Genomic DNA, 25,655 nt, shown 5'->3' on the forward strand with positions numbered 1-25,655 from the left:
CGAACGAACCACAACAATCGAAAAACGAACAGAATACAGAATAGAGGAAGTATGAGCCAGACGGCTTATCGCACCCATCACGCCACCGAGGTTACCGAGGATCTCGTCGGCGAACGCGTCACGCTCGCCGGTTGGGTCGACCGTCGCCGCGACCACGGCGGCGTCGCCTTCATCGACCTTCGTGACAACAGCGGACTCGTGCAGGTCGTCATCAACGACGAGGAGATGGCGCGCCCGCTGCGCAGCGAATACGTCATCGAGGTCGAGGGCACGGTGCGCCTGCGCCCGGAGGGCAACGAGAACGACCATCTGGCGACCGGCAAGGTCGAGGTCGTCGCCGACAGGATCGACGTGCTCGCGAAGTCGGACGCGCTGCCGTTCCAGGTGTCCACGGCGCTCGAGAACGAATCCGAGAACAAGCTGCCGGGCGAGGACGTGCGCCTCAAGTACCGCTACCTCGACCTGCGCCGTCCGGCGATGCAGCGCAACATCAAGCTGCGTTCGGACATGATGCGCGCCGCGCGCACCGAGCTCGACAAACTCGGCTTCACCGAGGTCGAGACGCCGACGATGATCAAATCGACGCCTGAGGGCGCGCGCGACTTCGTCGTGCCGGCGCGCCTCGTGCCGGGTTCGTGGTACGCGCTGCCGCAGTCGCCGCAGCTGCTCAAGCAGCTGCTCATGGTCGCCGGCGTCGAACGCTACTACCAGTTCGCGCGCTGCTACCGCGACGAGGACTTCCGCGCCGACCGCCAGCCCGAGTTCACGCAGCTCGACATGGAGATGGCCTTCGTCGACCAGGAGGACGTCATGGCGATGGCCGAGCAGGTCATCGCGGCGATCTGGAAGGCCGACGGCTACGACATCAAGCTGCCGATCGACCGCATCACCTGGCAGGACGCGATGGACAAGTACGGTTCGGACAAGCCGGACCTGCGATTCGGCAATGAGCTCGTCGAGCTCACCGACTACTTCAAGGACACGCCGTTCCGCGTGTTCCAGGCCCCGTATGTGGGCGCCGTGCTCTTCAAGGGCGGCGCCTCGACGCCGCGCCGCCAGTTCGACGCATGGCAGGACTGGGCGAAGCAGCGCGGCGCGAAGGGCCTCGCATACGTCGTCTTCGCCGAGGACGGCGAGCTCAAGGGACCGGTCGCGAAGAACCTCTCCGAGGCGGAGCGCGCGGGACTCAAGGAGGCCGTCGGCGCCGAGGACGGCGACGCCGTGTTCTTCGCCGCGGGTCCGCGCGAATCCTCGCAGCTGCTGCTCGGCGCCGTGCGCGTCGAGCTCGCCGAGCGCGCCGGCCTGCTCAAGCCCGACGAGTTCGCGTTCACGTGGGTCGTCGACTTCCCGCTGTTCAAGCGCACCGACGATCCGGATGACGACGACGTGGCCGTCGGCCATTCGAAGTGGACGTCGATGCACCATCCGTTCACGATGCCGTCGAAGGACTGGATCGACACCTTCGACCAGGATCCGGAGCATGCGATGAGCGACTCGTATGACATCGTGTGCAACGGCAACGAGATGGGCGGCGGTTCGGTGCGTATCCACCGCGACGACATCCAGGACCGCGTGCTCAACGTGCTCGGTATCACGCCGGAGGAAGCGAACGACAAGTTCGGCTTCCTGCTCGAGGCCTTCAAGTACGGCGCGCCGCCGCACGCGGGCATCGCGCTCGGCTGGGACCGCACCGTCGCGCTGCTCGCCGGCGCCGACTCGATCCGCGACGTCATCGCCTTCCCGAAGGCCGGCGGCGGCCGCGACCCGCTCACCGGCGCGCCCGCGCCGATCAGCGACGAGCAGCGCGCCGAGACCGGCGTCGACTACGACCCGGAGGAGGACGACTGAGTCCGCCGATCGACTCGGCTGATCGATCCGATCGATGCATGGGGAGGGACGGAACCGTACGGTTCCGTCCCTCCCCTTTTGCCGCCGTGCCGCCGTCCGGGAATGCGATGGCCTCATCGGCGGTGCATGGTCCGGATTGGCTCTCGGCATGACGGCGGGCGCGCCGCGGCGCCGGCGTCTACGATGGCCGGTAGTGCAACGCCAAGCGGCAGGAGGTAAGCAGATGACGGACAGGACAAGCGAGGACATCGAAGTCGGGCGCGACGGGCTCACGCTGCGCGGACTCGTGGAACGGCCACAGGACTCGGAGCATGGGCCCGCCGTCATCTTCATGCACGGCTTCATGCGCGACATGGGCGCGAAGGAGGGCGACGTCTACCAGCAGATCGCCGACGGCCTCGTCGACCAGGGCTTCACCGTCGTGCGCTTCGACTTCAACGGGCGCGGCGGCAGCGACGGCGACTTCGCCGACTCCGACGTCTTCAACCAGATCGAGGACGCGATCGCCGTGCTCGACTATGTGCGCACGAGGATCCAGCCGACCGAGATCTCGCTGATGGGCCACTCGCAGGGCGGCGTCATCGCCGGCATGACCGCCGGCATGTACTCCGACGTCGTCAACAACCTCGTCATGCTCGCGCCGGCCGCGACGATCAAGGACGACGCGCTGCGCGGCACGTTGCTCGGCGTGCCCTTCGACGCGAACCACGTCCCCGACGAGATCACGCTCAGGAACGGCAGGACCGTCGCCGGCAAATACGTACGCATTGCGCAGACGCTGCCGATCTACGAGACGACGGCGATGTTCAAGGGGCCGGCGCTCGCCATCCAGGGCGAGGACGACGCCGTCATCGGCGACGGCGCGGTCAGGCAGTACGGCGCGGCGATGCCCAACTGCGCGGTGAGCCTGTACACGAATCTCGGGCATCCCTTCACCGGCGAGGACCGCGACGCCGCCATCGCGGAGGCCGTGCAGTTCCTCGCCTCGCACAAGCGCATCGTCTGAAGCGACGAACGCGCGCGGCGTAGCGGCGCGCCGCCCGTGCGCATCGACCGTGCGGACGCCCATGCGCGGGCCGTGCGATCGGCGGACGGCGAACGCGGGCGGCGCGGTCATCCGCGCAGAGCGGATAATGATACAGCCTTCCATAATCTGACCAGATAATATTCGGAATCGGCGAATTCATCCCGCCGCACTTGCCATACGAAACACACGAACCCTACACTGTGCGCCTATGACAGCAACTACAGCAACACAACAGGGCGCGCAGGACGACGACCGCTACCTCGTCGAGCTCGAGCACGTGGAGAAGCACTTCGGCAATCTGCACGTGCTGCGCGACATCAACCTCAAAGTCAAGAAGGGCGAGGTGCTCGTCATCGTCGGACCCTCCGGATCGGGAAAATCGACGATGTGCCGCACGATCAACCGTCTCGAGACGATCGACTCGGGAGTCATCCGCATCGACGGGCAGCCGCTGCCGAAGGAGGGGCGCGCGCTCGCGCAGCTGCGCGCCGAGGTCGGCATGGTCTTCCAGTCCTTCAATCTCTTCGCGAACAAGACGATCCTCGACAACGTGACGCTCGCGCCGATCAAGGTCCGCCACATGGACAAGACGCAGGCCGAACGCGAGGCGATGGACCTGCTTGCGCGCGTCGGCGTCGCTTCGCAGGCGAACAAGATGCCGTCGCAGCTCTCCGGCGGCCAGCAGCAGCGCGTCGCGATCGCGCGCGCGCTCGCGATGCATCCGAAGGTCATGCTGTTCGACGAGCCGACGTCGGCGCTCGACCCGGAGATGGTCAACGAGGTGCTCGACGTCATGGTCGAACTCGCCCACGAAGGCATGACGATGCTGTGCGTCACCCATGAGATGGGCTTCGCGCGCAAGGCCGCCGACCGCATCATCTTCATGGCCGACGGGCAGATCCTCGAACGCGGCACGCCGGACGAGTTCTTCGAACATCCGCAGACCGAGCGCGCGAAGGACTTCCTGTCGAAGATCCTCACCCACTGATGGCCGTCCGCCGCCGCGAGACGGCGACGCAGGCCGCCCTCGGAGGGAAGAACGGGGTCGGGACAAGGAACGCAAGCAAGCAAGGAAGGAACAATGACCCAACGAACAACGATGCGCAGATGGCTGCGCAAGGGGCTCGCCGCGCTGTGCGCGCTCGCGTGCGCCGCGGGGGTGGCGGCGTGCGGCTCGGGCGGCTCGGACGACGGCGATGTCATCAAGGTCGGCATCAAATTCGACCAGCCGGGCCTCGGATTCAAGAAGTCGGGCACCTATGAGGGATTCGACGTGGACGTGGCCCGCTACATCGCGAACCAGCTCGGCTACACGGATTCGCAGATCGTGTTCAAGGAGGCGCCGAGCAAGCAGCGCGAGGCGATGCTGCAGAACGGCGACGTCGACATGATCCTCGCGACGTATTCGATCACCGACGAACGCAAGAAGGCCGTCGACTTCGCCGGCCCGTACTTCGTGGCCGGACAGGACCTCATGGTCCGCGCGAACGACGACTCGATCAAGGGGCCGCAGGACCTCAACGGCAAGCGGCTGTGCTCGGTCACCGGCTCGACGTCGGCGAAGGTCGTCAAGGACCGGTTCGCCAAGGAGGTGCAGCTCATGGAGCAGCCGGGGTATGCGGAATGCGCGACGGCGCTGCTCTCCGGCATCGTCGACGCCGTGACGACCGACGACATCATCCTCGCGGGCCTCGCGTCGGCGTCGCGCGGCAAGCTCAAGGTCGTCGGCAAGCCGTTCACCGAGGAGTACTACGGCGTCGGCATCAAGAAGGACGCCGGCTCCAAGGAGTTCGCGACGAAGATCAACGCCGCCATCGAGGAGATGGAGAAGACCGGCGAATGGGAACGCGCGATCGAGAACGCGACCGAAGGCACCGGCTACAGGCCGAACCCGAAGTACAACCCGCCGAAACCGGACGAGGGAGAGTGACATGGAAGGATTCATTTCGCTGTTCCAGCAGTACAACGTGCCGGCCGCGTTCCTCGTCAACCTCGAACTGACGTTCTGGTCGGCGCTGTTCTCGGCGATCCTCGGCATCATCCTCGTGCTCATGCGCATCTCGCCGGTCTCGTCGATGCGGCACGTCGCCGGCGGCTACGTCGAGTTCTTCAAGAACATGCCGCTGACGATCATCATGGTCTTCATGGTGCTCGGCGCATTCGCGCAGCTCAAGCTGAGCTTCTCCGACAACTTCCAGACGAACTTCTTCTGGCTCGCCGTCGTCGGCCTGTCGCTGTACACGGCGGCCTTCGTCTGCGAATCGCTGCGCAGCGGCATCAACACGGTGCCGCTCGGTCAGGCCGAGGCGGCGCGCGCGATGGGGTTGAGCTTCATGCAGTCGGCGACGCTCATCATTATGCCGCAGGCGTTGCGCGGCTCCGTCGCGCCGCTCGGCAACACGCTCATCGCGCTGCTCAAGAACTCGACGGTCGCTGCGGCGGCCTCGGTCGCCACCGAGACCTCGTCGCTGATGAGCGAGATGATCGAGTTCCGTCCGGACGTCATCATCCAGATCTTCCTGATCTTCGCGTTCGGCTACGTCATCCTGATCATCCCGATCGGTCTGCTGACGACGTTCCTGTCCAACAAGCTCGCGGTGCGGAGGTGAGCCATGGCCGCAAATGAAAGCGCATTGCTGTTCGACCAGCCCGGTCCGAGGATGCAGAAGAGGATCAGGATCATCAACTGGGCCGCCGCGATCGTGTTCATCGCGATCGCCGTCCTCATCCTCCTGCGGCTGCACAATCCGCCGGACGGCGAGAACCAGCTCAGCTGGGAGCTGTGGAAGCCGGCGCTCGACGGCGAGGCATGGGCCGACTTCTATCTTCCCGGCCTGTGGGCGACGCTGCGCGCGACGTTCCTCGCCGTGATTGGCGCCGTCGCCTTCGGCCTGCTGTTCGGCGTGGGACGACTCATCCCGAACGCGCTCGTGCGCGGCGTGTGCGGCGTCGTCATCGAGTTCTGCCGCGCCGTGCCGGTGCTGATCATGATGATCTTCTTCTGGCGTTGGTTCGCGTTCATGGACATGCCGAGCCCCGCGTACTGGTCGGTCGTCATCTCGCTCGTGCTGTACAACGGCTCGGTCGTCGCCGAGCTCGTGCGCTCCGGCGTCGGCAACCTGCCCAACGGGCAGCATGAGGCGGCCGTCGCGCTCGGACTGACGCGCACGCAGTCGCTGCTGAGCGTCGAGGTGCCGCAGGCGATCTACGCGATGATGCCGGCGGCGGTCACGCAGCTCGTCGTCGTGCTCAAGGACACGGCGCTCGGCTCGATCATCATGTACACCGACCTGCTGCAGGAGTCGCGCCGACTGGGGTCGATGTACTTCAACATCCTGCAGACGCTCGTCGTGGCCGGCGTCATCTACTTCATCCTGTGCTGGCTGCTGTCGAGGCTCGCCGAATGGCTGCCGGTGCGCATGCAGCAGCGCACGATGGCGCCCACCGAGGCCGAGCCGGTCGCGCCGATCGCGATCCTCGACCCGTCGAACGTCAACCAGATCGCCGTCGCGCGTGAGGAACGTCCGCTGGGTGGCTCGCAGCGCCTCTACCATGTGCATCACCGCGGCACGAACGCGTCGATCCACAATTGGCGCCGCACGCGCTACACGCAGGGCTACGACGAGACGCAGCCGCAGAGCCAGGTCTCCAAGGAAGGCCATCAGCACCACCACCGCCCCCATCCGGGTCGCGGCGGCCGGCCGAAATCGGACGACGGACGCTCGTAGGCGCGGCGCACGCCCGTAAGGTCGGTGCACATCCGCTAGGCGGCCACGGGTCGGATCGGGGACGGATCCCCGAATCCGCCCCGTGGCCGCCTTCGTCGTTATGGGTGGTCGTCGTGCTGCCGGCAGGAGCAAGAGAAGGCGAGGGCGGAGGATGCAGGCATTAGACTTGGGGGTATGGCGAAAGACAAGCAGTCGAAGAACATCAAGAAGACGATGAAGCAGATCGCCTCACAGGCCCAGGACGTCGAGGACGCGGACACGATCACCGAGCGTCTCGCGCGCGCGGCCAAGTCCAGCGACATGCTCAGCTCGGTGTGGACGCTGCCGCCGGCGCAGCGGCTTCGGTTCTCGGCGAACACGGAGCTCACCGGCATCGACGCCGGTTCGACGCCCGGATTCGACGGCGACCAGGACGACGGCGAGCGCTTCATCGCGCTGAGCGCGACCGAGATCGCGCGCTACCAACGGCTCATGTACGCCAACGGCATACGCGGCGACCATCATCGGCTGCTCATCGTGCTGCAGGGCATGGACGCCTCCGGCAAGGGCGGCATCGTCCGGCATGTGTTCAGCCAGGTCGACCCGATGGGCATCCACTACCACGGCTTCGGCGCGCCCACGCCGGAGGAGCGGCGCCACGACTATCTGTGGCGCATCCGCAAGGAGCTGCCGGCGAACGGCTGGATCTCGATCTTCGACCGTTCGCAGTACGAGGACATCGTCATGCCGCACATCTACGGGACCGTGCCGCAGGAGGTGTGGCAGGAACGCTACGACGAGATCAACGCCTTCGAACGCGACCTCGTCGCCGGCGGCTGCGCGATCATCAAGATCTTCCTCGTCTCCAGCAAGGAGGCGCAGCGCAAGCACTTCCTCGACCGTCTCGACGACCCGCGCAAATACTGGAAGTTCGATCCGAGCGACCTCGACGCGCGCGACCGCTGGGACGAATACATGATCGCCTGGCAGGACGTGTTCGAACGCACGAGCACCTCGTACGCGCCGTGGTATCTCGTGCCCGCCGACAAGCGCTGGTATTCGCGCATCGTCGTCTCCGAATTGCTGCGCACGACGATGAAGAACTTCAACATGACATGGCCGCCGCTCGACGTCGACCGGGACGCGGCCATCCGCAGGCTCAACGCGGACTCGTGACCGGGGGCGCCGGCGATCGCCGCGCACCGGACGCATCGACCGTGCGTGTGCTCAGTCGGATTCGGTCACGTTCCGGACGCTGTAGTCGCGGAAGACGACCTCGCCCTGCTCCTGCGTGGCGTCCAGATCGACGACGCCGGTGATCGCCCAGTCGTGGTCGCCGTCGGAGTCGTCGAGGATCTGCCGCACCGTCCATGTGTGGTCGCGTTTCTCGTCGCGGTCGTCGATGATGAAGAACTCGCCGCTGCGCGCCTTCATGTCGGTGCCGACGTACTCGTGTTCGTCGTAGAACGCGTCGAGCACGTCCTCCCATTCGTGCACGCCGTAATGCCAGTCCTTGTCGAGCGCGCCGAGCGCCTCCGGGTCGTCGAGGTCGATGAGCTGGACGCGGCGGAACAGCGCGTTGCGCACGAGCACGGTCAGGCCTCTGCGGTCCTCGACGACGGCGTCCGCCGTGGCCGGTGCGGCGAGTGTCGCCGCGTCGCCGGCGTCGAGACGGCCCGCGTTCTCCCATTCGTCCACGAGGCTCGAATCGATCGAGCGGACGACGACGCGCAGCCATGCGATGATGTCGTCGAGCCGTTCGTCGCGCTTCTCCGGCGGCACCGTGCGCGCGAGCACGCGGTACGCGTCGGACAGGTAGCGCAGCAGCGTGCCTTCGGAGCGCGCGATGTTGTACCGGGCGATGTAGCCGGTGAAATCGGAGGCCGTCTCGACCATGTCGCGCACGACCGACTTCGGGCTCAGCCAGTAGTCGTTCGCCCACGGCACGTCACGGCGGTATCTGGCGAAGGCGGCGTCGAGCAGGTCGGCGAGCGGCTTCGGATAGGTGATCTCCTGGATGCGTTCCATGCGCTCGTCGTAGTCGACGCCGTCCGCCTTCATGTCCGCCATCGCGGCGTCGCGCGCCTGGCGCTCCTGTGCGCGCAGCACCTGCTTGGGGTCCTCGAGCGTCGCCTCGACCATCGAGATCACGTCGAGCGCATAGGTCTCGCTGTCCGGGTCGAGCAGCTCGAGCGCGGCGAGCAGGAATGGGCTCAGCGGCTGGTCGAGCGCGAAGTCGCGCGGCACGTCCACCGTCAGGTAGTAGTCCTTGCCGCCGTCGGGACGGTCCTCGGTCTCGATGACGTCGGTGTCGAACAGCGTCGTGAAGATCTCGTCGGCGCGCGTATGCAGCCGATCCTTCTGCTCGGGCGTCTGCTGCGAGTCGTCGATGAGCCTCTCGATGCGCCGGCGCGCGTCGCCGCCCTGCTCGACCTCGTTGAGCACCATCGCATGCGTGATCCTCATCTGGGGGACGAGGGTCTCCGGAGCGGCGTCGATCAGCTTGTCGAAGGTCTGCTCGTTCCAGGTCACGAAACCCTCCGGCGCCTTCTTGCGCTTGATCTTGCGCAGCTTCTTCGGGTCGTCGCCGGCCTTCGCGACGGCCTTCGCGTTCTCGATCTCGTATTCGGGTGCCTCGGCGATGACGAGCCCCTCAGTGTCGAAGCCGCTGCGGCCCGCACGGCCGGCGATCTGATGGAACTCGCGGGCGCGCAGCCGGCGCATATGCGTGCCGTCGAACTTCGTGAGCTGCGTGAGCACGACGGAGTGGATCGGCACGTTGATGCCGACGCCGAGCGTGTCGGTGCCGCAGATCACCGGCAGCAGGCCCCTCTGCGCGAGCTGTTCGACGAGACGGCGGTAGCGCGGAAGCATGCCGGCGTGGTGGATGCCGACGCCGTTGCCCAGCAGACGCTTGAGGATCTTGCCGAAGGCCGTCGTGAACTTCGTGCCGGCGATGGCCTCGGCGATCGCCTTGCGCTGCTCCTTGCTGGAGACGCCGGCGCTCGCGAGCGACTGCGCGGTGTCGAGGGCGGCGTCCTGCGAGAAGTGCACGACGTAGATCGGCGTCTCGTTCTTCCCGATGGCCAGCTCGATGGTCTTCTCGAGCGGGTTGAGCGTGTACTCGTAGGACAGCGGCACCGGGCGCGGCGCATTCGCGATGATGTCGACGTCGGCGTCGGTCATCGCCTCGAGCTTGTCGGCGATCGCGTCGACGTTGCCGAGCGTGGCGCTCATCAGCAGGAACTGCGTCTGCGGCAATGTGAGCAGCGGCACCTGCCACGCCCAGCCGCGTTCGGGGTCGCCGTAGAAATGGAACTCGTCCATCGCGACGCAGCCGATGTCCGCGTGCGCGCCCTCGCGCAGCGCCTGGTTCGCGAGGATCTCCGCCGTGCAGCAGATGATCGGCGCCTCGGCGTTGATATGGGAGTCGCCGGTGATCATGCCGACGTTGTCGCGGCCGAACACGTCGACGAGGTCGAAGAACTTCTCGGAGACGAGCGCCTTGATCGGCGCCGTGTAGTAGGAGCGCCGGCCGGTGCACAGCGCGGCGAAGTGCATGCCGAGCGCCACGAGCGACTTTCCCGAGCCGGTCGGCGTGTTGAGGATCACATGGTCGCCGGCGAGCAGGTCCATGACCGCCTCCTCCTGATGCGGCCACGGCTCGATGCCTTTGATGTCATTGACCCACGTGAAGAAGCGCTCGTAGATCTCGTCGTCGCTCAGTGGCTCCATATGGGAGCCCCAGCTCGGCGCGAGCTCGCCGAGGGAACCGTATTTCGTTGCGTCCGTCATACCGTCCAGTCTAATGCGAGGCGCGGCGCGGCGGCCGGGACGGCATGTCGAACAAATGTTCGAACGAAGGGGCGTTAGACTGGAGACCATGACGGAAGACCTGTTTTCGGCGACTGACGCCGATGATGACCTCGTGCGGCCGCTCGCCGTGCGGATGCGCCCGACGACGCTCGACGACGTCGTCGGGCAGCGGCGCGCGCTCGCGCCGGGCTCGCCGCTGCGCAGGCTCGCCGACCCCGAGTCGCGCGGTTCGCTGACGGCGCCGAGCTCAATCATCCTGTACGGGCCGCCCGGCGTGGGCAAGACGACGCTCGCGTACATCGTCGCGCAGCAGTCGGGACGCGTCTTCGAGGAGCTGTCCGCCGTCACGTCCGGCGTCAAGGACGTGCGCGCCGTGCTCGCGCGTGCCCACGAACGGCTCGTGGCTCAAGGCAGGGAGACGGTGCTGTTCATCGACGAGGTGCACCGCTTCTCCAAGTCCCAGCAGGACGCGCTGCTGCCGAGCGTCGAGAACCGCGACGTCACGTTCGTCGCGGCCACGACCGAGAACCCGAGCTTCTCGGTGATCAAGCCGCTGCTGAGCCGGTCGGTCGTCGTCAAGCTCGAATCGCTCGAACCCGACGAGCTGAAGCGCGTCGTCACGCGCGCCGTCGACGACCCGCGAGGCCTCGACGGCAAGGTCGTGCTCGAGAAGGCGGCGCTCGACGACATCATCCGCATGGCCGGCGGCGACGCGAGGAAATCGCTGACGATACTCGAGGCCGCCGCCGGCGCGCTCGACGAGTCGCCGCGCGCCGAAGGCAACGGCGCTGGCGAAGGCGCTGGCGGCAGCGCGAACTTGTCCAAGCCGGTCATCACGCCGCAGGTCGTCGCGCAGGTCATGGACGCCACCACCGTGCGCTACGACAAGGACGGCGACGACCACTACGACGTCGTCTCCGCGTTCATCAAATCGATGCGCGGATCGGATCCAGACGCCACATTGCACTATCTGGCCAGGATGATCCGCGCGGGGGAGGACCCGCGGTTCATCGCCCGGCGCATCATGATCGCCGCCGCCGAGGAGGTGGGCATGGCCGCGCCGCAGATCCTGCAGGTCACCGTCGCCGCCGCGCAGGCGGTGGCGATGATCGGCATGCCCGAGGCGCGGATCATCCTGTCGGAGGCGGCGCTCGCCGTGGCGACGGCTCCGAAGTCCAACGCGAGCTATCTGGCGATCGACGCCGCGCTCGCCGACATCGACGCCGGCCATATCGGGCAGGTGCCGCTGCATCTGCGCAACGCGCCGACGAAGCTGATGGAGAGCTGGGGCAACCACCGCGGCTACCAGTACGCGCACGACGCCCCGGGCGCCGTCGCCGCGCAGCAGTACATGCCGGACGAACTGGTGGGGCGCGAGTACTATCATCCCAATGACAGGGGCTACGAGCATGAGCTCGGGCCCCGTCTCGACGCCATCCGGTCGATCCTGCACCGGGCGCCTGCACCGGACGCGCCGCAGGCGCATGATGGCACGTCCGATCATTGACAGGTGATACCGGCCGCCCCATGCTGCGGCGCGCCGGCATGGGAAGGAGCATGCCCGTTTTGAGCGTGAAGCAGAGCAGGTCCGGCGCCGCCGGCGAACATGGAATGGAGCGCACCGCCGCAGGCGCGGCCAAAGCGGGGGACGAACGGATCCCGCGCCGGCTCATCGGCTCGATCGTCGCGGTCGGATCGCTCGCGTTCATCGGCATCCTCACCGAGACGGTCATGACGGTGCTGTTCCCGCAGCTGATGGAGGAATTCGGCGTCGACATGGCGACCGTGCAGTGGATCACGACGATCTACCTGCTGTCGGTCGGCGTCACGATGCCGCTGTCGTCGTACCTCAACCGCCGCTTCACGATGAAATCGACATTCGTGGCCGCCGTCGCGCTCGCCGTCGTCGGCTCGGCGATCATGGTCTTCACGTCGAACTTCGCCGTCATCCTGCTGGCGCGCGTCATCCAGGGCGTCGGGTCGGGCGTCGCGACGCCGCTGATGATGAACATCATCCTGCAGCAGTCGCCGCGTTCGAAGGTCGGCAGGCTCATGGGCGTCGGCTCCCTCGTCATCACCGTCGCGCCGGCAATCGGGCCCACGGTCGGCGGCGCCGTGACGAGCGTGCTGCCGTGGCGCAGCATCTTCGTCTTCGTCATTCCGGTCGTGCTGCTCGTCTCGCTGCCGACCGGGCTGGTCTGCATCCGCCAGGGCCGTCCGCTCGAGGAGGCGAGGCTCAACCCGCTGCAGTTCCTGGCCGTCGTCGTCGGCCTGGCCTCGCTGATCCTCGCGATCAACCAGGGCGGCGTCGCCATCAGCGACGCCGTGTCCGGCTCGCCGGCCATGTCCACGGCCGTCGTCGCGGCGGTCGCGTTCGTCGTCGGCGTCGCGGCCCTCGTGTTCTTCGTATGGTCGTCGCGGCGTTCGTACTCGCCGCTGATCCGTCTGGGATGGATGCGCGACCGCGTCGTCCTGTTCCATCTGGCCGCCTATCTGCTCATGCCGATGGTCGGCATCGGCTTCGGCTACGTCATCACGAACCTCGCGCAGCTCGCACTCGGCACGACGGCGCTCGTCGCCGGCCTGCTCGTGCTGCCGGGTGCGCTCATCGGCGCGTTCTTCGCGCCCGTCGGCGGCATGTTCTACGACCGCTACGGTGCACCCCGCCCGATCCTGTGCGCGTTCGCGGCGTGCATCGTGGCGCTCGCGCTCATGCTCGTGTGCTCGATGCATATGACGCCCGCGCTGCTCGCCGGGCTGTACTTCGTCTTCGGCGTCGGCTACGCGCTCGGCTATTCGAACATCCTGACCTCGGCGCTGCGCGACGTCGCGCCCGAATTCTCGCCCGACGGCAACGCCGTGTTCAACACGTCGCTGCAGTTCGGCGGCGCCGCCGGCACGACGCTGTTCTCGACGGTGTTCGCGATCGCGCAGGCGGGCGCCGGCGCGCAGGGCGCGGCGCGCTTCGCGCATGCGACCACGGTCGGAGGAAGCTGGACCTTCGCGATCATGCTGCTCATCGTCACGACCTCGTGGTGCCTGCTGTTCGCCGCCTTCCGTCTGCGTTCGCGGCGCGCCGCCCGCTGACCGCCCTCCTCGCATGCGCCGTCCGGCCGACCGGGACGGCGCATGCCGTTTCGCGGGGCTCGGGGGTGCATGCGGATGCGAACGGATACGGAAAAGGGGCGCGGTCCGCATTCAATGCGAACCGCGCCCCTTTTCCGTATCCGGCGCGACGTGCCGCTACTTCTTGCGCGGCACGTAGATGACCGTGTCGATGAGCTTGCGGTAGTGGTCGATGATCTGCTTGCGGCGCGTCTTGAGGCTCGCCGTGATCATGCCGTTGTCCTGCGTGAACTCGTCGGGCAGGATCTCGAACTTGCGGATCGACTCGGCGCGCGAGACGCCCTCGTTCGCCTTGTTGACGATGCGCTCGACCTCGGCGTAGACGATCGGGTTCTTCGACAGCTCCTCGAGCGTGGCGGCCGGCGCGGCGCCCTGCGACGTGAGCCATGCGTTCGCGTCGTCGAGGTCGAGTGTGACGAGCGCGGCGATGAACGGTTTGCGGTCGCCGATGACGAGGCACTGCGCGACGACCGGCGACGTCATGACCGTCGTCTCCAGCTGGCCGGGGGAGACGTTCTTGCCGCCGGCCGTGATGATGAGGTCCTTCTTGCGGCCGGTGAGCGTGATGAAGCCGTCCTCGTCGACGTCGCCGAGGTCGCCGGTGTGCAGCCATCCGTCGGTGATCTGCTGCGCGGTGACCTCCGGCTGGTTGTGGTAGCCCATGCACACGTTCGCGCCGCGGAAGCACAGCTCGCCGTCCTCGGCGACGCCGACTGTCGTCCCGCACAGCGGCTGTCCGATCGTGCCGATGTGGTTGTTCTCCGGCAGGCTCACGCTCACCGGTCCGCAGGTCTCGGTCATGCCGTAGCCCTCGAGCAGCGGCATGCCGATGCCATTGTAGAAGTGCGCGAGATCCGGATCCATCGGCGCGCCGCCGGTGATCGCGAAGTCGGCGTTCGGGCCGAAGACGGTGCGGATCTTCTTGTAGACGACCTGGTTGTAGAACGCGTGGCGCATCCTGACCGACAGCGGCATCTTCCTGTCGGACTGTTCGTAGGACGACCAGTCCTGCGCCGCCTTGACGCCGCGCAGGAACATGCGTCCGGCGAGGCCGGTGCCGGCGCGCTGCGACGCGGCGTTGTACACCTTCTCGAACACGCGCGGCACCGCGAGCAGCAGCGTCGGGCCGAAGGACTCGAAGTCCTTGATGATCGTCTTCATGTTGCTGCTCAGGCCCAGCGTGAGCGTGCCCGCGAAGGCAACGATCGTCATGAAGCGCGCGAAGACGTGCGACATCGGCAGGAACAGCAGCAGGCGGCGGTCGGGGATGTCGATCGCGCGCGGCATGTACTGCAGCGCGTGCATGCATTCGGCGGCCATGTTGCGGTGGCTGATCTCGATGCCCTTCGGCGTGCCGGTCGAACCGGAGGTGTAGATGATCGTCGCGAGCGTGTCGCCGTGCGCCGCCTTGCGGCGCTTCTCGAACTCGTCGTCGCCGACGTGCGCGCCGAACGCGATGATCGCGTCGACGGCGTCGGATTCGATGACGTAGGTCGCGCGCAGCGACGCGACGTCGTTGCTGATCGACTCGACCTTGTCGCGCTGCCCGTCGTCCTCGGCGAACGCGAGCACGACCGACGAGTCGTTGAAGACGGTGCGGATCTGCGACGGGGAGTTCGTCTCATAGACGGGAACCGTCACGCAGCCGATCGCCATGATCGCCAGATCGAGCGCGACCCATTCCCAGCGGGTGTGCGCGATGATCGCGATCGATTCGCCCGGCCGCGCGCCCCATCCGATGAGGCCCTTCGCGATCTGGATGACCTTGTCCCGGAACTCGGTCGCCGAGAACGTCTGCCATGCGCCGTCGGCGTCCTTGTAGCAGACCATCGAACCATCGGGGTCGCGCTGCGCGCGCTGCGCGAGGAAGTCGAAGAGGTTGATGTCCGGGTCGATTGGCTTGTGCAACGGGGTCGTGTATTCCTTGACGATCGTCGTCGCGTTGCTGACTTCGTCGTCGGTGCGCCCGACGCGCTTCGTGTTGTCTTCGCTCATAGGTATACGATTACTCGATTGCCGATACAAAAACGTGGCCTGAGCCGCCCATTCCCTACGGTTACGTAAGCGTTCGCGGAGCGTCCCGGAGCGCATCCCGCGCGTGTCGCATCCCGACATGCACGATTCGCTATGAGAGAACAAACTGCTATACTAAATGCACATGAATAACGAAAGATGGCTATTGAGCGCCCTGTTCCGCTGGTGGCTGATAATCATTTCCTCGAAAGGCAGGCCGCAAGGGATAATGCCCCTACGGTCACCGGCCGGATGAAGGAAGTAGGCTTGGTCAGGAGGCAGTGCATATGCGGCGCCCCGCTGCACGGACTCGACGCGCAAGGTCCGCAGATGTTCGGGTTCATACCCTCCTCGTCGCTCGCCCATTACAACTACGACTGCGAATTCGACACCGGCGTCACATTGCCCGGCGGCCGCGTCTTCGAGCAATGCCTCGAATGCGGCGCGATGACGCTGTGCGAATACCCGACGCTCGACGGCTCGCTGCGCGGCGACGACCCGCTCATCACCTACGGGCCGGGCACCGTCTACGAGCAGTGCGACATCACGTCCGTGCCCATGACCTACCGCTCGTTCCGCGCGCTGATGTCCTCGGGTGTGACCGGAGGCGTCATGTACTCGCAGGCCTTCCGCACCAACCTCGCCGAACTGTTCCGCACCGACGAGCGGCACATGCCCAGCTGGAAGGTCGCCAAGGACGCGATGCTGGACGTCGCCAACAACGCGCTCGACGAATGGTGGTACGCGTCGATCGGCCGCAACTTCATCGTGCTGTACGAGGACTCCAAGGTGCCGCAGATCGTCAGCGCCTGGCACCGCATCCCCGGCATGGCGATCAAGAACTCCGACATCGTGCGCATCAACGGGCTCAACGCCGACCCGCGACGCCACGGCGCGAGCGACACGATCGAAATGGCCGCCGAACGCGAACTCGAGATCCCCGACGAACGCCGCGCCGCGCTGCGCATCGGCAATCAGGCGCGCCTGCGCCTGATCGAATCGGGCATCGGCATCGGCATGCGCGAGCTCGCGTCATGGTCGAGCCCGGAGGCGCTCGCGGGCGGCGCACGGCTGTTCGACGAGGACGCCGTCGTCGAGCTTACCGACACGTCCTTCGGCATCCGCCACGCCGTCGTGCGCGACGACGGCCACGACGAGCAGGTCGACCTGCTCACGCGCCACAATGTCGTCGCGAAGGTCGCCTGCACCTGCGACGTCGCACAGTCGCGTCACGTGTGCGCGCACATCGTCGCGATGGTGCTCGAAATCGCGCGCCGCTACCGTTTCCGCATCACATTGCCGACGCCGGTGGAGCATACGCACGGCGCGATGACGCGCACGGGCGGCGCCGCGCAGATCGACCGCGCGATGTTCGACCACTACGCGGACGTGCTCGACGTGATCCACGAGGACGACGCCGACGGGCCGCGCTACGACTGGCTCACCTCGTACATCGAGCCCTTCGAGGCGCCGTCGACGCCGCTCTACCGCGTCGAGTTCCTCACCGAGGGGCCGCTCGCGGTGTACAACGTGGGGTATTGCGTGTACAACGAGGTCGTCCTGAGCTTCATCGACATCGTCATCAGCCAGGGCGACCACGACTACATGCGCACCCTGCGCAGATACGGGCTCGACAAGGATGTGTCGATTCCGATCCTCAACGTCGACACGCTCGACGCCGAGCTCATCGCCGCGCTCGTCACGATGATCGTCTACCGCGAGCGCCGCAACGAGGGGTATCTCGCCGAATGCCTCGAAAGCGGCGTGCTCGTACGGCTGCTCAGAAGGCTGCGCGACATCGACGGCGTATGCGGGCGGCTCGTGTGACGGACGGCTGCGGCGACGGCGGCGCCCACGTGTGCGGGCGCGGCGGAAACGCCATGCTTCGCCGGCTGCGCCCACGCCGGAAGGTGAATTGCGGCGTGGCCGGCGCGCCCGGCGCGTAGCATGTGAGGTATGAACGAAGCAATCACCTATAGGACGCTGCGCCGCGAGGACTACCCGGCGATCACGCGGATGCTGTGCGACGCATGGCACACCGATCCGACGATGGACCACGATCTGGAGATGAAGCTCGCCGAAATCGACCTCGAGCACTGCCTCGGCCGCGCGACGGCCGCGCAGGTGGCCGTCAGCGGCGACGAGGTCGTCGGCGTCGTGCTCGGCAGGATCGATTCGCATGAGACGCGCAACGGCCTCAACGACCACCATGTGCGCAACATGCGGCTGCTCGCATCGCTGCTCACGTCGTCGCGCGGCCGCAAGGCGCTGCTGCGCATGAAGCATTACGAGGACACGAACCTGCGGATGATCGCCGAGGCGAAGAAAGACGGCCATGCCTATCAGGGCGAGCTCGTGCTGCTGCTCGTCCGTCCGGACATGCGCGGACGGGGCATCGGCGCCCATCTGTTCGAGTGGATGACCGACCGCTTCCGCCAGGCGGACGTCGAACGCTACTTCCTGTTCACCGACAGCGCGTGCGACTACTCGTTCTACGACAAGGCCGGGCTGACACGGCGCGCCGAGTCGATCGTGCTCGACAACGAGCCGCATACGCCGAAGGGGGACGCCGAAGTCCACGCCGAGCATGACGACATCGACGACCATCTGCACGCCTTCGTCTACGACAACGAGACGTCGCCGTCGAACGAGGGCGTCAACCCGCTCGGTCGTGACTGACGATGGCGGATATGCATGAACAGGACGCCGCAGGCGGCTACCGGCTGCCGGAAGGCTATGAACGCTGCTCGAAGCTCGACCCTGTGCGCGACGCGCCGGACGCCTTCGGTCGCGTGCGCGCGCTCGTGAGGATCCTGCACGGCCCCGACGGCTGCCCGTGGGACGGCGCGCAGACGAACGAGTCGCTGCTCAAGCCGATGCTCGAGGAGACCTACGAGTACGTCGACGCCGTCGAGACCGACGACCGCGACAACATGCGCGAGGAGCTCGGCGACGTGCTGCTGCAGTCGGTGTTCCAGGCGCAGGTGTGCTCCGAGGACCCGGACGACCCCTTCGACCTCGACGAGGTGTGCGACAGGCTCATCGACAAGCTCATCACCCGCCATCCGCAGGTGTTCGCGCCCGACGACGAGACGTCGCGGCCGCTCGACGCCGACGAGACGCTCGCATTGTGGGAGCGCATGAAACAGCGTGAGAAACGCCGCGCGTCGGTGCTCGACGGCATCTCGAAGGCGCAGGGCGCGCTGCCGCGCGCCGCGAAGGTCGTTTCGAGGATCGGCAAATCGGAGCATGCGGGCGAGCTTGACGCCGCTTTCGACGCGCCGAGCGCGCTCGACGACGACTACGCCGACCGGATCCTGCGGATCGTACGCGAGGCGCGGCGCGACGGCGTCGACGTGGAATGCGACCTGCGCGTGCGGCTGCGCGAGGTCGAGACGGCGATCGCGGCCATCGAGGCGACGCTCGCCGCGGACGACGGCGCGGATCGGGGAACGGAAGGAGATGACGATGGAGATCAGTAGGAAGGACTTCAACGCCGCCGTGCGCGAGGCGATCGCGGGACTGCCGCAGAAGTTCAAGGACGCGCTGCAGAACATCGCGATCACGACGGCCGACGAGCCGACGAAGGAACAGCTCGAATCGGCCGACGTCGGACATGGCGAACTGCTCGGCCTCTATCAGGGCACACCGATCACGAAACGCGGATTCAGCTTCGCCGGCGAGCTGCCGGACGTCATCACGATCTTCCGCGGCCCGCACGAACGCGTCTGCCACACGCACAAGGAGCTCATCACGCAGATCCAGAAGACGGTGCTGCACGAGATCGGGCACTACTTCGGCTTCGACGACGCGTATCTGCATTCGCACGGATACTGATCGTCGGTCGGCGGACGACGGTCGCTCGGCGGCAATCGGTCGTCAGTCGGCGAATGGTGGACAGTGGTCGGCGGACGACAGTCGAAACATCAAGTCGGAACATCGGAAGGTGGGCGCATCCCGTACCGTCGGGATGCGCCCACCTTCCGATGTTCCGCGTAGCGGGACGCGCGGCACGGATGCATGCGGTCTCAGACGATCTGCGAGCCGAAGGGCCACAGGGCCAGCTTCGCCATCTTGAAGCTCTGGATGCCGAAGGGCACGCCGATGATCGTGATGCAGTTGAGCAAGCCGGCGACGCAGTAGCCGAGCACCATCCACAGGCCGACGAGCACGACCCAGATGATGTTGAGCAGCAGCGAGCCGGCGCCGCCGCCGTAGACGACATGCGTGCCGAACGGCGTCAGCGTCAGCTTCGCCATCTTGAACGCCTGCACGCCGAGCGGGATGCCGACGATCGTGATGCACAGCACCAGCCCGACGACGAGCCACGCGATCGCGATCTCCAGACCGCCGAGCACGAGCCAAAGGATATTGCCGATCAATCTCATACCAGCAGTATACGGGCGCCCCGCGCTTATCAGTAGTCGTCCCTACGGGTGGTCGTCGCGGAATGCTGTCATACTGAGGGCGCGCGTCGTGCGCGAACACATCACACGCAGGGGCACCCTGAGGCGAACACGCCCGGGGTTGAGAGGACCTCGGTCCGACCCTTTGAACCTGTTGGTTGACACCATCGTAGGGAGACGACATATGACCACAGCTGAATCCGGCAATGCAACCGCCATCACGTTGACGAACCTGCCACCGTTCGCACAGCGGATGCGCGACGCGGCGAACCTGGTATGGGAGGAGGGGTACCGCCAGCCGTTCATCCGCGAACTCGGCGCCGGCACGCTGCCGACGCGCAAGTTCGCGTTCTACCTCAAGCAGGACGAGCTCTACCTCAACGACTACGCGAAGGTGCACGCGCTCGCGCTGACGAAGACCGACGACGCGGAGATCATGAAGTTCATGGTCGACGTGCAGCGCTCGATCTTCGACGTCGAGAAATCACTGCACGGCGATTATCTGGCGTCGTACGGCATCACGCCCGAGGAGATGGCGCGCGCGAAGCAGTCGGCGTTCGCGCGCGCGTACACGACGCATATGCTGTCGGTCGCCTATGGCGGCGACCTGCTCGACGTGCTCGTCGCCGTGCTGCCGTGCGCGTGGGTGTACGCCGACTACGGGCAGCGTCTCGCGGCCGAGTTCGCGGACACGCTCGGCGACAACCCGTACAAGAGCTGGATCGACACCTACAAGACCGACGAGTTCTGGCAGTCGTCGGCATGGCTGCTCGCACACATCGAACGGCTCGTCGCCGACGCCGATGAGCGTAAGCGCGAACAGCTCATCGAACTGTTCATCCACGGCGTCGAGAACGAATACATGTTCTGGGCGAGCGCGTACGACGAACAGATGAGCTGGAAGCCGCAGTGGGAGGCGATCGACGCGCAGTGACCGCGTGCCGATCGCGGGACGTGCATCCCGTAAAGGGGTGTGACGCCAGCAAGCAGGTCCTTCCGGTGACATCTGCCCATCAGGCGCATCGCCGTGCGCGGCCTGGCGGCGGTATGACGAAGGGGGGTGGATCCGCCATGATCGGCGGATCCACCCCCCCCCTTATCGTCTGCTGTATGTGTCGTCCGTCCGCGTGTCACTCGCGCACGAGGCGGATGTGTTCCACGTCGTCGCGCTTCGAGACGCGGAACAGGACGAAGCGGTTGCCGATGACCTGCACGACGTCGGCGCCGAGCGCGTCGGCGAGTCGTTCGGCGGCCTCGCGCGCGTCCATGCCGGAGCCGTCCTGGACCTGACCCTTGATCAGCTCGCGCTTCTCGATTGTCTCGTCCGCCTGCCGGATCGCGGAATCGGTCAGGTCGTTCTTGCCGACGTACACGAGCGGCTTGAGCTGGTTCGCCATCGCGCGCAGCTGCTTCGTCTGCTTCTTCGTCAATGCCATGGATATCGTCTTCCTTCTGTGACGTGATTCATCGATTTCATCAAGTGCGTAACCGCACCATCATATCCGATGCGTTCGATCGACGCCTGGTGGCAGACGACGTGCGTGTGCGCACACGCATGCGGCATGTCGCATCAGAAATCGAAATCGTTCGGGTCGGCGCCGTTGCGCACGCCGGTGTCCATCGTCGCGATCCTGTGCATGTCCTCATCGTCGAGTTCGAAATCGAAGACGTTGATGTTCTGCTGGATGCGCGTGCTGCGCACCGACTTCGGCAGCACGATGAGTCCGCGCTGCAGATGCCAGCGGATGACGACCTGCGCCGACGACCTGCCGTACTTCTCGCCGATCTCGATGAGCCGTTCGTCCTTGAGCAGGTCGCTGCCGGTGCCGCCGAGCGGGCTCCACGCCTCGACGGCGATGCCGAGTCCACGGCAGTAGTCGACCATGTCTTGGTTCGGGAAGGTCGGGGAGGATTCGATCTGATTCACCGCCGGCTTGATGTCGGTGTGCGCCAGCAGTTCGTCGAGGTGGTTCTTCGCGAAGTTGCTCACGCCGATGGCCCGTGCGCGGCCGCTGCGGTAGATCTCCTGCATCGCGGTCCAAGCGTCCTGCCAGCCTTCGGCCGGCCAATGGATGAGGTAGAGGTCGACGTAGTCGGTGCCGAGACGCTCAAGGCTCTCCTGGAACGCGTCCATCGTGCGGTGCTTGCGGATGTCGTCGTTCCACAGCTTCGTCGTGATGAACACGTCCTCGCGTGGCACGCCGCTCGTGGCTACGGCCTCGCCGACCGACTTCTCGTTGCCGTAGACGCTCGCCGTGTCGATATGGCGGTAGCCGCATTCGAGCGCCGCGTGGACGGCGTCGACGGTGGCCTGACCGTCGGGCGTGCGGAAGACGCCGAGGCCGACCTGCGGGATGAGCACGTCGTTGTTGAGTATGACGTCATGTGTCGTGGGTTTCACGGTTCCTCGATTCCTCGTTCGCTGCGACGTCCCTCCGATCCGGCCGCGCATTCGTCCATGCGTGTGCATGCCGCGCCGGACGACGCCGGCGGATCGGAGGGACTTGTTCCTGTGCGTCCCATCGTAGAAGGCATGTGCGCGGGACGCATCGCAATCAGCGATGCGAGGAACGGCGACGCGGCGACAGGGCCGCGCAGACCGATTCACTTACGGGCGGCGACCGATTACGCGGACGTATCGTTACGGGCGGCGATCCCTTACGGGCGGCGATCCCTTACGGGCGGCGATCGCTTACGGGTAGCCGACCGCTTACGGGTAGCCACCGCCCGTAAGCGCGATTGGTCGCTTACGGGCGGTGGACGTGGGCCGCGGCTGCTTACGGGCGGCATCCAATCGTCGCCGGGCGCTTGACTACCCGTAGGAGCTGCGGTCCGCTTGGGGATCCGGGATCGTCGGTGTATAAGGTCAACCGCGAATGGACGGCTACCCGTAAGGGCGAACGAATCGCCTATGGGCGGATGCGGGGCGCTGACGGATGTTCGTCCATCCGCCGAAGGTCGTTTGCGTCGGTCGCTCGTCGACGCAAACGCCGACGAATCATGGTTCGCGTATGCGCGGAGGATGCGTTGCACGATTATGGGCGGCAGTGCAAAAAAGATGTGCGGCTATCCGCTGTTGTCGGATGGCCGCACATATACGACTCGTGAAGGGAATCCGTTCACGGCTTGTTCCTTGTGGGAACCGTGGACGATGACTCCGCTCCGTTGACGTTATTCGTCTTCGTTCGCGAACAGATGAAGATTGTGTCAGCACTTGTTCGCTTGTCGCTGAATCACATGATGCCATACTGTGAGCTGATTCACGCGTTTTGTTCACATATTGAACACATGTCCCAGGATGACCAGGGCGATGACGATCGCGACGCCGCCGCAGAACAGCCAGTCGCGCGCGCGCATCTCCAGCGGGTGCCATTGTGTGCGCCGGATGCCCTCCTGATAGCAGCGGGCGTCCAATGCGAGCGCGAGGTTGTCGGCATGCCGGATCGCGCCGGCGAACACCGGAGTGACAATTGCGCACATCGCGCGCACCCGTCTGATTAGGCCGCCCGAGTCGATCGAACCGCCGCGCGCGGCCTGCGCGTCGCGGATCGAGACGGCCTCCTGGACGAGCGTCGGCAGGAAACGCAGCGCGAGCGACAGTACCAGGCAGATCTCCTGCACATGGATCCATCGGCGCAGCGGATGCAGCAGCCGTTCGAAGGCGTTCGACATCGCCGTCGGCGTGGTCGTCAGCAGCACGACCGCGCCGAGGATGATGACGAACGCGAAGCGCAGCATATAGAGGAGCGCGACGTGCACGCCGCCCGTCGTGATCGCCCAGCCGCCGATGTGCAGCAGCGGCGTGCCGCCGCGGACGACGGCGAGGTTGAGCAGACCCGTCACGACGAACAGCGCCAGGAAGACGCGCACCGACGAGAGCAGCCGGCGTACGCCGACGCGGCTCGCGCACGTGATCGCGGCGGTCGCGACGAAGCCGACGGCGAGCTGCGGCCACGTCGACATCGCGAAGGCCGTGAACATGAGCGCGAGGATGCCGAGCATCTTCGCGCGCGGATCGAGGGAGGATATCCAAGAGTAGCCGGTGTCGCTCATCGAGATCGCTTCGGGCGGCATCGGCTGCGACGGGCGGTCGCTGTCGCGGTCGTCGCCGGCGAGGGCGCCGTCGCCGCTTTCGGGGCCGCCGTCGCTACCGGTGGCAGGATGTGCGTCGCATGTGCCGTGTGCGTCGTGCGCATTGTTGTTACCGGTAGCGGTGCGCGCATCGTCCATGCTGCCGCTACCGGTAGCGGCAATGGTGCGCGCGTCGCCGATCTGCGTCGTCGAAGCGTTGCATGGAGGGAAGTCGACGACGGCGTCGGCGAGCGTGTGCGCCATCGTCAGGTCGTGCGTGATCATGACGATCGTGACGCCGCGCATGTGCAGGTCGCGGATGATGCCGCGGATGCGCGCGCAGGCGGCGTCGTCGAGCGATGCGGTGGGCTCGTCCATGACGAGCACCTTCGGGCGGCATGCAAGCACGCCGGCGATGGCGACGAGCCGCTGCTGGCCGCCCGAAAGCGTGAAGGGGTCGCGTTCTGCCAGATGCGCGGCGCCGACGAGCCGCAGCGCCTCGTCCACCCGTAAGCGCACGTCCTCGTCGGAAAGCCCCTGGTTCTGCGGGCCGTACGCCACGTCCTGCGCGACGGTCTTCGCGAACAGCTGCCTTTCGGGATGCTGCATGATGAAGCCGAGCCGGCGGCGCAATGCCGCGCGTTCCCTCCGGCTCGCGTGGACGAGTTCGACGTCGGCGACGCGGATCGAGCCGGCGTCGGGCTTCAGCAGCGCACACAGCAGCTTCGCGAAGGTCGTCTTCCCCGAACCGTTCCTGCCGACGACGGCGAGTGTGGATCCGGATGCCACCCGTAGCGAGAAGTCGTCGAGCACGGCGGTGGTGGCTCCGGGGTAGCGGAAGGTCACATGGTCGAAGACGATCGCCGGCGCCGACGTTACGGGCGGTACGTCGCCGGCGGGTGCGGACGGTGCGTCCGGTAAGGGATCGGGAAGGGCGTGGCCGGTCGCCGACGGTGCGTCCGGTAGCGGATCGGATCCGTCGTCTGCCGGCAGCAGACGGCCGTGCTCCAGACGCAGGACGTGCGTCGCATGCGCGAGTTCGGCGGCATCGTGGGTCACGATGATGATCGCGGTGCCGCGCTTCTGGATGTCGTCGAGCGCGGCGAGCACATCGGCGCGCGCCTCGGGGTCGAGCATCGCCGTCGGTTCATCAAGGACGAGCAGCCGCGAACGCATCGCGAGCATGCCGGCGATCGCAACGCGCTGCTGCTGTCCTCCCGAGAGATCGGCGGGGTTCGCCTCCGCGAACGTCGTCATGCCGACCGTCGCGAGCGCGTCGTGCACACGTTCGCCGATCTGCCCGCGCGGCGTCGCGAGGTTCTCCGGGCCGAAGGCGACGTCCTCGCAGACGACGGTCGTGACGATCTGGTCCTCCGGATTCTGGAAGACGATGCCGATGTCGCGGCGCGCACGACGATAGGCGCCGGCGTGCGCGCCGGCGCCGTCGAAGACGAGTTCGCCGGCGAGTTCGACGGTGCCGAAGTCGGGGGCGGCGAGACCCGCGGCGAGCAGCGACAGCGTCGACTTGCCCGAGCCGTTCGGGCCGACAAGGGCGACGCGTTCGCCTTCGCGCACCTGAAGGTCGACGCCGTCGAGCGTCCAGGTCGCGCCGCCGTCGTAGCTGAGCCGCACGCCGCGCAT

General features: G+C 66.5%; 20 protein-coding genes. 14 read left to right on the forward strand and 6 right to left on the reverse strand.

Annotated features, from left to right (window positions below; genetic code table 11):
• Positions 1 to 51 precede the first annotated feature (51 nt).
• From aspS to BcFMB_RS05865, 7 genes are all read left to right on the forward strand, one after another.
• Positions 52 to 1,848: an aspartate--tRNA ligase gene (gene aspS, locus BcFMB_RS05835; RefSeq protein ID WP_024540812.1), complete on the forward strand. Its 1,797-nt coding sequence runs from the start codon at positions 52 to 54 to the stop codon at positions 1,846 to 1,848.
• Between the two features lie 223 nt (positions 1,849 to 2,071).
• On the forward strand, positions 2,072 to 2,854 hold the full coding sequence (locus BcFMB_RS05840) for an alpha/beta hydrolase family protein (protein WP_024540813.1): 783 nt from the start codon (positions 2,072 to 2,074) through the stop codon (positions 2,852 to 2,854).
• 229 nt (positions 2,855 to 3,083) lie between these two features.
• On the forward strand, positions 3,084 to 3,863 hold the full coding sequence (locus tag BcFMB_RS05845; RefSeq protein WP_024540814.1) for an amino acid ABC transporter ATP-binding protein: 780 nt from the start codon (positions 3,084 to 3,086) through the stop codon (positions 3,861 to 3,863).
• A gap of 93 nt (positions 3,864 to 3,956) precedes the next feature.
• Complete coding sequence (locus BcFMB_RS05850; protein WP_024540815.1) at positions 3,957 to 4,805, forward strand: glutamate ABC transporter substrate-binding protein; 849 nt, start codon at positions 3,957 to 3,959, stop codon at positions 4,803 to 4,805.
• Between the two features lies 1 nt (position 4,806).
• Complete coding sequence (locus tag BcFMB_RS05855) at positions 4,807 to 5,484, forward strand: amino acid ABC transporter permease (RefSeq protein ID WP_024540816.1); 678 nt, start codon at positions 4,807 to 4,809, stop codon at positions 5,482 to 5,484.
• Positions 5,485 to 5,487: 3 nt separating this feature from the next.
• A complete protein-coding gene (locus BcFMB_RS05860) occupies positions 5,488 to 6,603 on the forward strand; it encodes an amino acid ABC transporter permease (RefSeq protein WP_024540817.1) in 1,116 nt (371 codons plus the stop codon).
• 174 nt (positions 6,604 to 6,777) lie between these two features.
• Positions 6,778 to 7,758, forward strand: a complete 981-nt coding sequence (locus tag BcFMB_RS05865) for a PPK2 family polyphosphate kinase (RefSeq protein WP_024540818.1) — start codon at positions 6,778 to 6,780, stop codon at positions 7,756 to 7,758.
• A gap of 51 nt (positions 7,759 to 7,809) precedes the next feature.
• Here BcFMB_RS05865 and BcFMB_RS05870 read toward each other — a convergent pair whose 3' ends face one another.
• Positions 7,810 to 10,377: a DEAD/DEAH box helicase gene (locus BcFMB_RS05870; RefSeq protein ID WP_099721270.1), complete on the reverse strand. Its 2,568-nt coding sequence runs from the start codon at positions 10,375 to 10,377 to the stop codon at positions 7,810 to 7,812.
• 88 nt (positions 10,378 to 10,465) lie between these two features.
• On the opposite strand from BcFMB_RS05870, the gene BcFMB_RS05875 reads away from it, so the two are divergent.
• Together BcFMB_RS05875 and BcFMB_RS05880 are read left to right on the forward strand one after the other, a co-directional pair.
• A complete protein-coding gene (locus BcFMB_RS05875; protein WP_024540820.1) occupies positions 10,466 to 11,905 on the forward strand; it encodes a replication-associated recombination protein A in 1,440 nt (479 codons plus the stop codon).
• A gap of 104 nt (positions 11,906 to 12,009) precedes the next feature.
• Positions 12,010 to 13,485: an MFS transporter gene (locus tag BcFMB_RS05880; protein ID WP_099721739.1), complete on the forward strand. Its 1,476-nt coding sequence runs from the start codon at positions 12,010 to 12,012 to the stop codon at positions 13,483 to 13,485.
• 156 nt (positions 13,486 to 13,641) lie between these two features.
• On the opposite strand, the gene BcFMB_RS05885 is transcribed toward BcFMB_RS05880, so the two are convergent.
• On the reverse strand, positions 13,642 to 15,519 hold the full coding sequence (locus tag BcFMB_RS05885; RefSeq protein ID WP_099721271.1) for an AMP-dependent synthetase/ligase: 1,878 nt from the start codon (positions 15,517 to 15,519) through the stop codon (positions 13,642 to 13,644).
• A gap of 285 nt (positions 15,520 to 15,804) precedes the next feature.
• On the opposite strand from BcFMB_RS05885, the gene BcFMB_RS05890 reads away from it, so the two are divergent.
• The 4 genes from BcFMB_RS05890 (at position 15,805) to BcFMB_RS05905 (ending at position 19,374) form a co-directional block, all read left to right on the forward strand.
• On the forward strand, positions 15,805 to 17,364 hold the full coding sequence (locus BcFMB_RS05890; protein WP_099721272.1) for a DUF6508 domain-containing protein: 1,560 nt from the start codon (positions 15,805 to 15,807) through the stop codon (positions 17,362 to 17,364).
• A 129-nt stretch (positions 17,365 to 17,493) separates the two neighbouring features.
• Complete coding sequence (locus tag BcFMB_RS05895; RefSeq protein WP_051354865.1) at positions 17,494 to 18,216, forward strand: GNAT family N-acetyltransferase; 723 nt, start codon at positions 17,494 to 17,496, stop codon at positions 18,214 to 18,216.
• Between the two features lie 2 nt (positions 18,217 to 18,218).
• The gene (locus BcFMB_RS05900; RefSeq protein WP_099721273.1) at positions 18,219 to 19,019 is read left to right on the forward strand and encodes a MazG nucleotide pyrophosphohydrolase domain-containing protein; all 801 of its coding nucleotides are present in this window, start codon (positions 18,219 to 18,221) and stop codon (positions 19,017 to 19,019) included.
• Positions 19,006 to 19,374 carry a metallopeptidase family protein gene (locus BcFMB_RS05905; protein ID WP_099721274.1) on the forward strand — a complete coding sequence of 123 codons (369 nt, stop codon included), beginning with the start codon at positions 19,006 to 19,008 and terminating at the stop codon, positions 19,372 to 19,374. Before BcFMB_RS05900 ends, BcFMB_RS05905 begins: the two co-directional genes overlap by 14 nt.
• 191 nt (positions 19,375 to 19,565) lie before the next feature.
• Here the strand turns inward: BcFMB_RS05905 and BcFMB_RS05910 are convergent, their stop codons facing one another.
• Positions 19,566 to 19,925, reverse strand: coding sequence for a YccF domain-containing protein (locus tag BcFMB_RS05910; RefSeq protein WP_024540826.1), 360 nt, complete (start codon positions 19,923 to 19,925; stop codon positions 19,566 to 19,568).
• 202 nt (positions 19,926 to 20,127) lie between these two features.
• Here BcFMB_RS05910 and tenA point away from each other — a divergent pair, with 202 nt between their 5' ends.
• Positions 20,128 to 20,877, forward strand: a complete 750-nt coding sequence (gene tenA, locus BcFMB_RS05915; protein ID WP_099721275.1) for a thiaminase II — start codon at positions 20,128 to 20,130, stop codon at positions 20,875 to 20,877.
• 196 nt (positions 20,878 to 21,073) lie between these two features.
• Here tenA and BcFMB_RS05920 read toward each other — a convergent pair whose 3' ends face one another.
• From BcFMB_RS05920 to BcFMB_RS05930, 3 genes are all read right to left on the reverse strand, one after another.
• Positions 21,074 to 21,379: a YhbY family RNA-binding protein gene (locus BcFMB_RS05920; protein WP_024540828.1), complete on the reverse strand. Its 306-nt coding sequence runs from the start codon at positions 21,377 to 21,379 to the stop codon at positions 21,074 to 21,076.
• Between the two features lie 134 nt (positions 21,380 to 21,513).
• Positions 21,514 to 22,344 carry an aldo/keto reductase gene (locus tag BcFMB_RS05925; protein ID WP_232513762.1) on the reverse strand — a complete coding sequence of 277 codons (831 nt, stop codon included), beginning with the start codon at positions 22,342 to 22,344 and terminating at the stop codon, positions 21,514 to 21,516.
• 872 nt (positions 22,345 to 23,216) lie between these two features.
• Positions 23,217 to 25,655 (reverse strand): energy-coupling factor transporter ATPase, encoded by a 2,439-nt coding sequence (locus BcFMB_RS05930; protein WP_099721740.1) that lies wholly within the window; start codon positions 25,653 to 25,655, stop codon positions 23,217 to 23,219.

It is taken from the genome of Bifidobacterium choerinum, assembly GCF_002761235.1.
Taxonomy (GTDB): Bacteria; Actinomycetota; Actinomycetes; order Actinomycetales; family Bifidobacteriaceae; genus Bifidobacterium; species Bifidobacterium choerinum.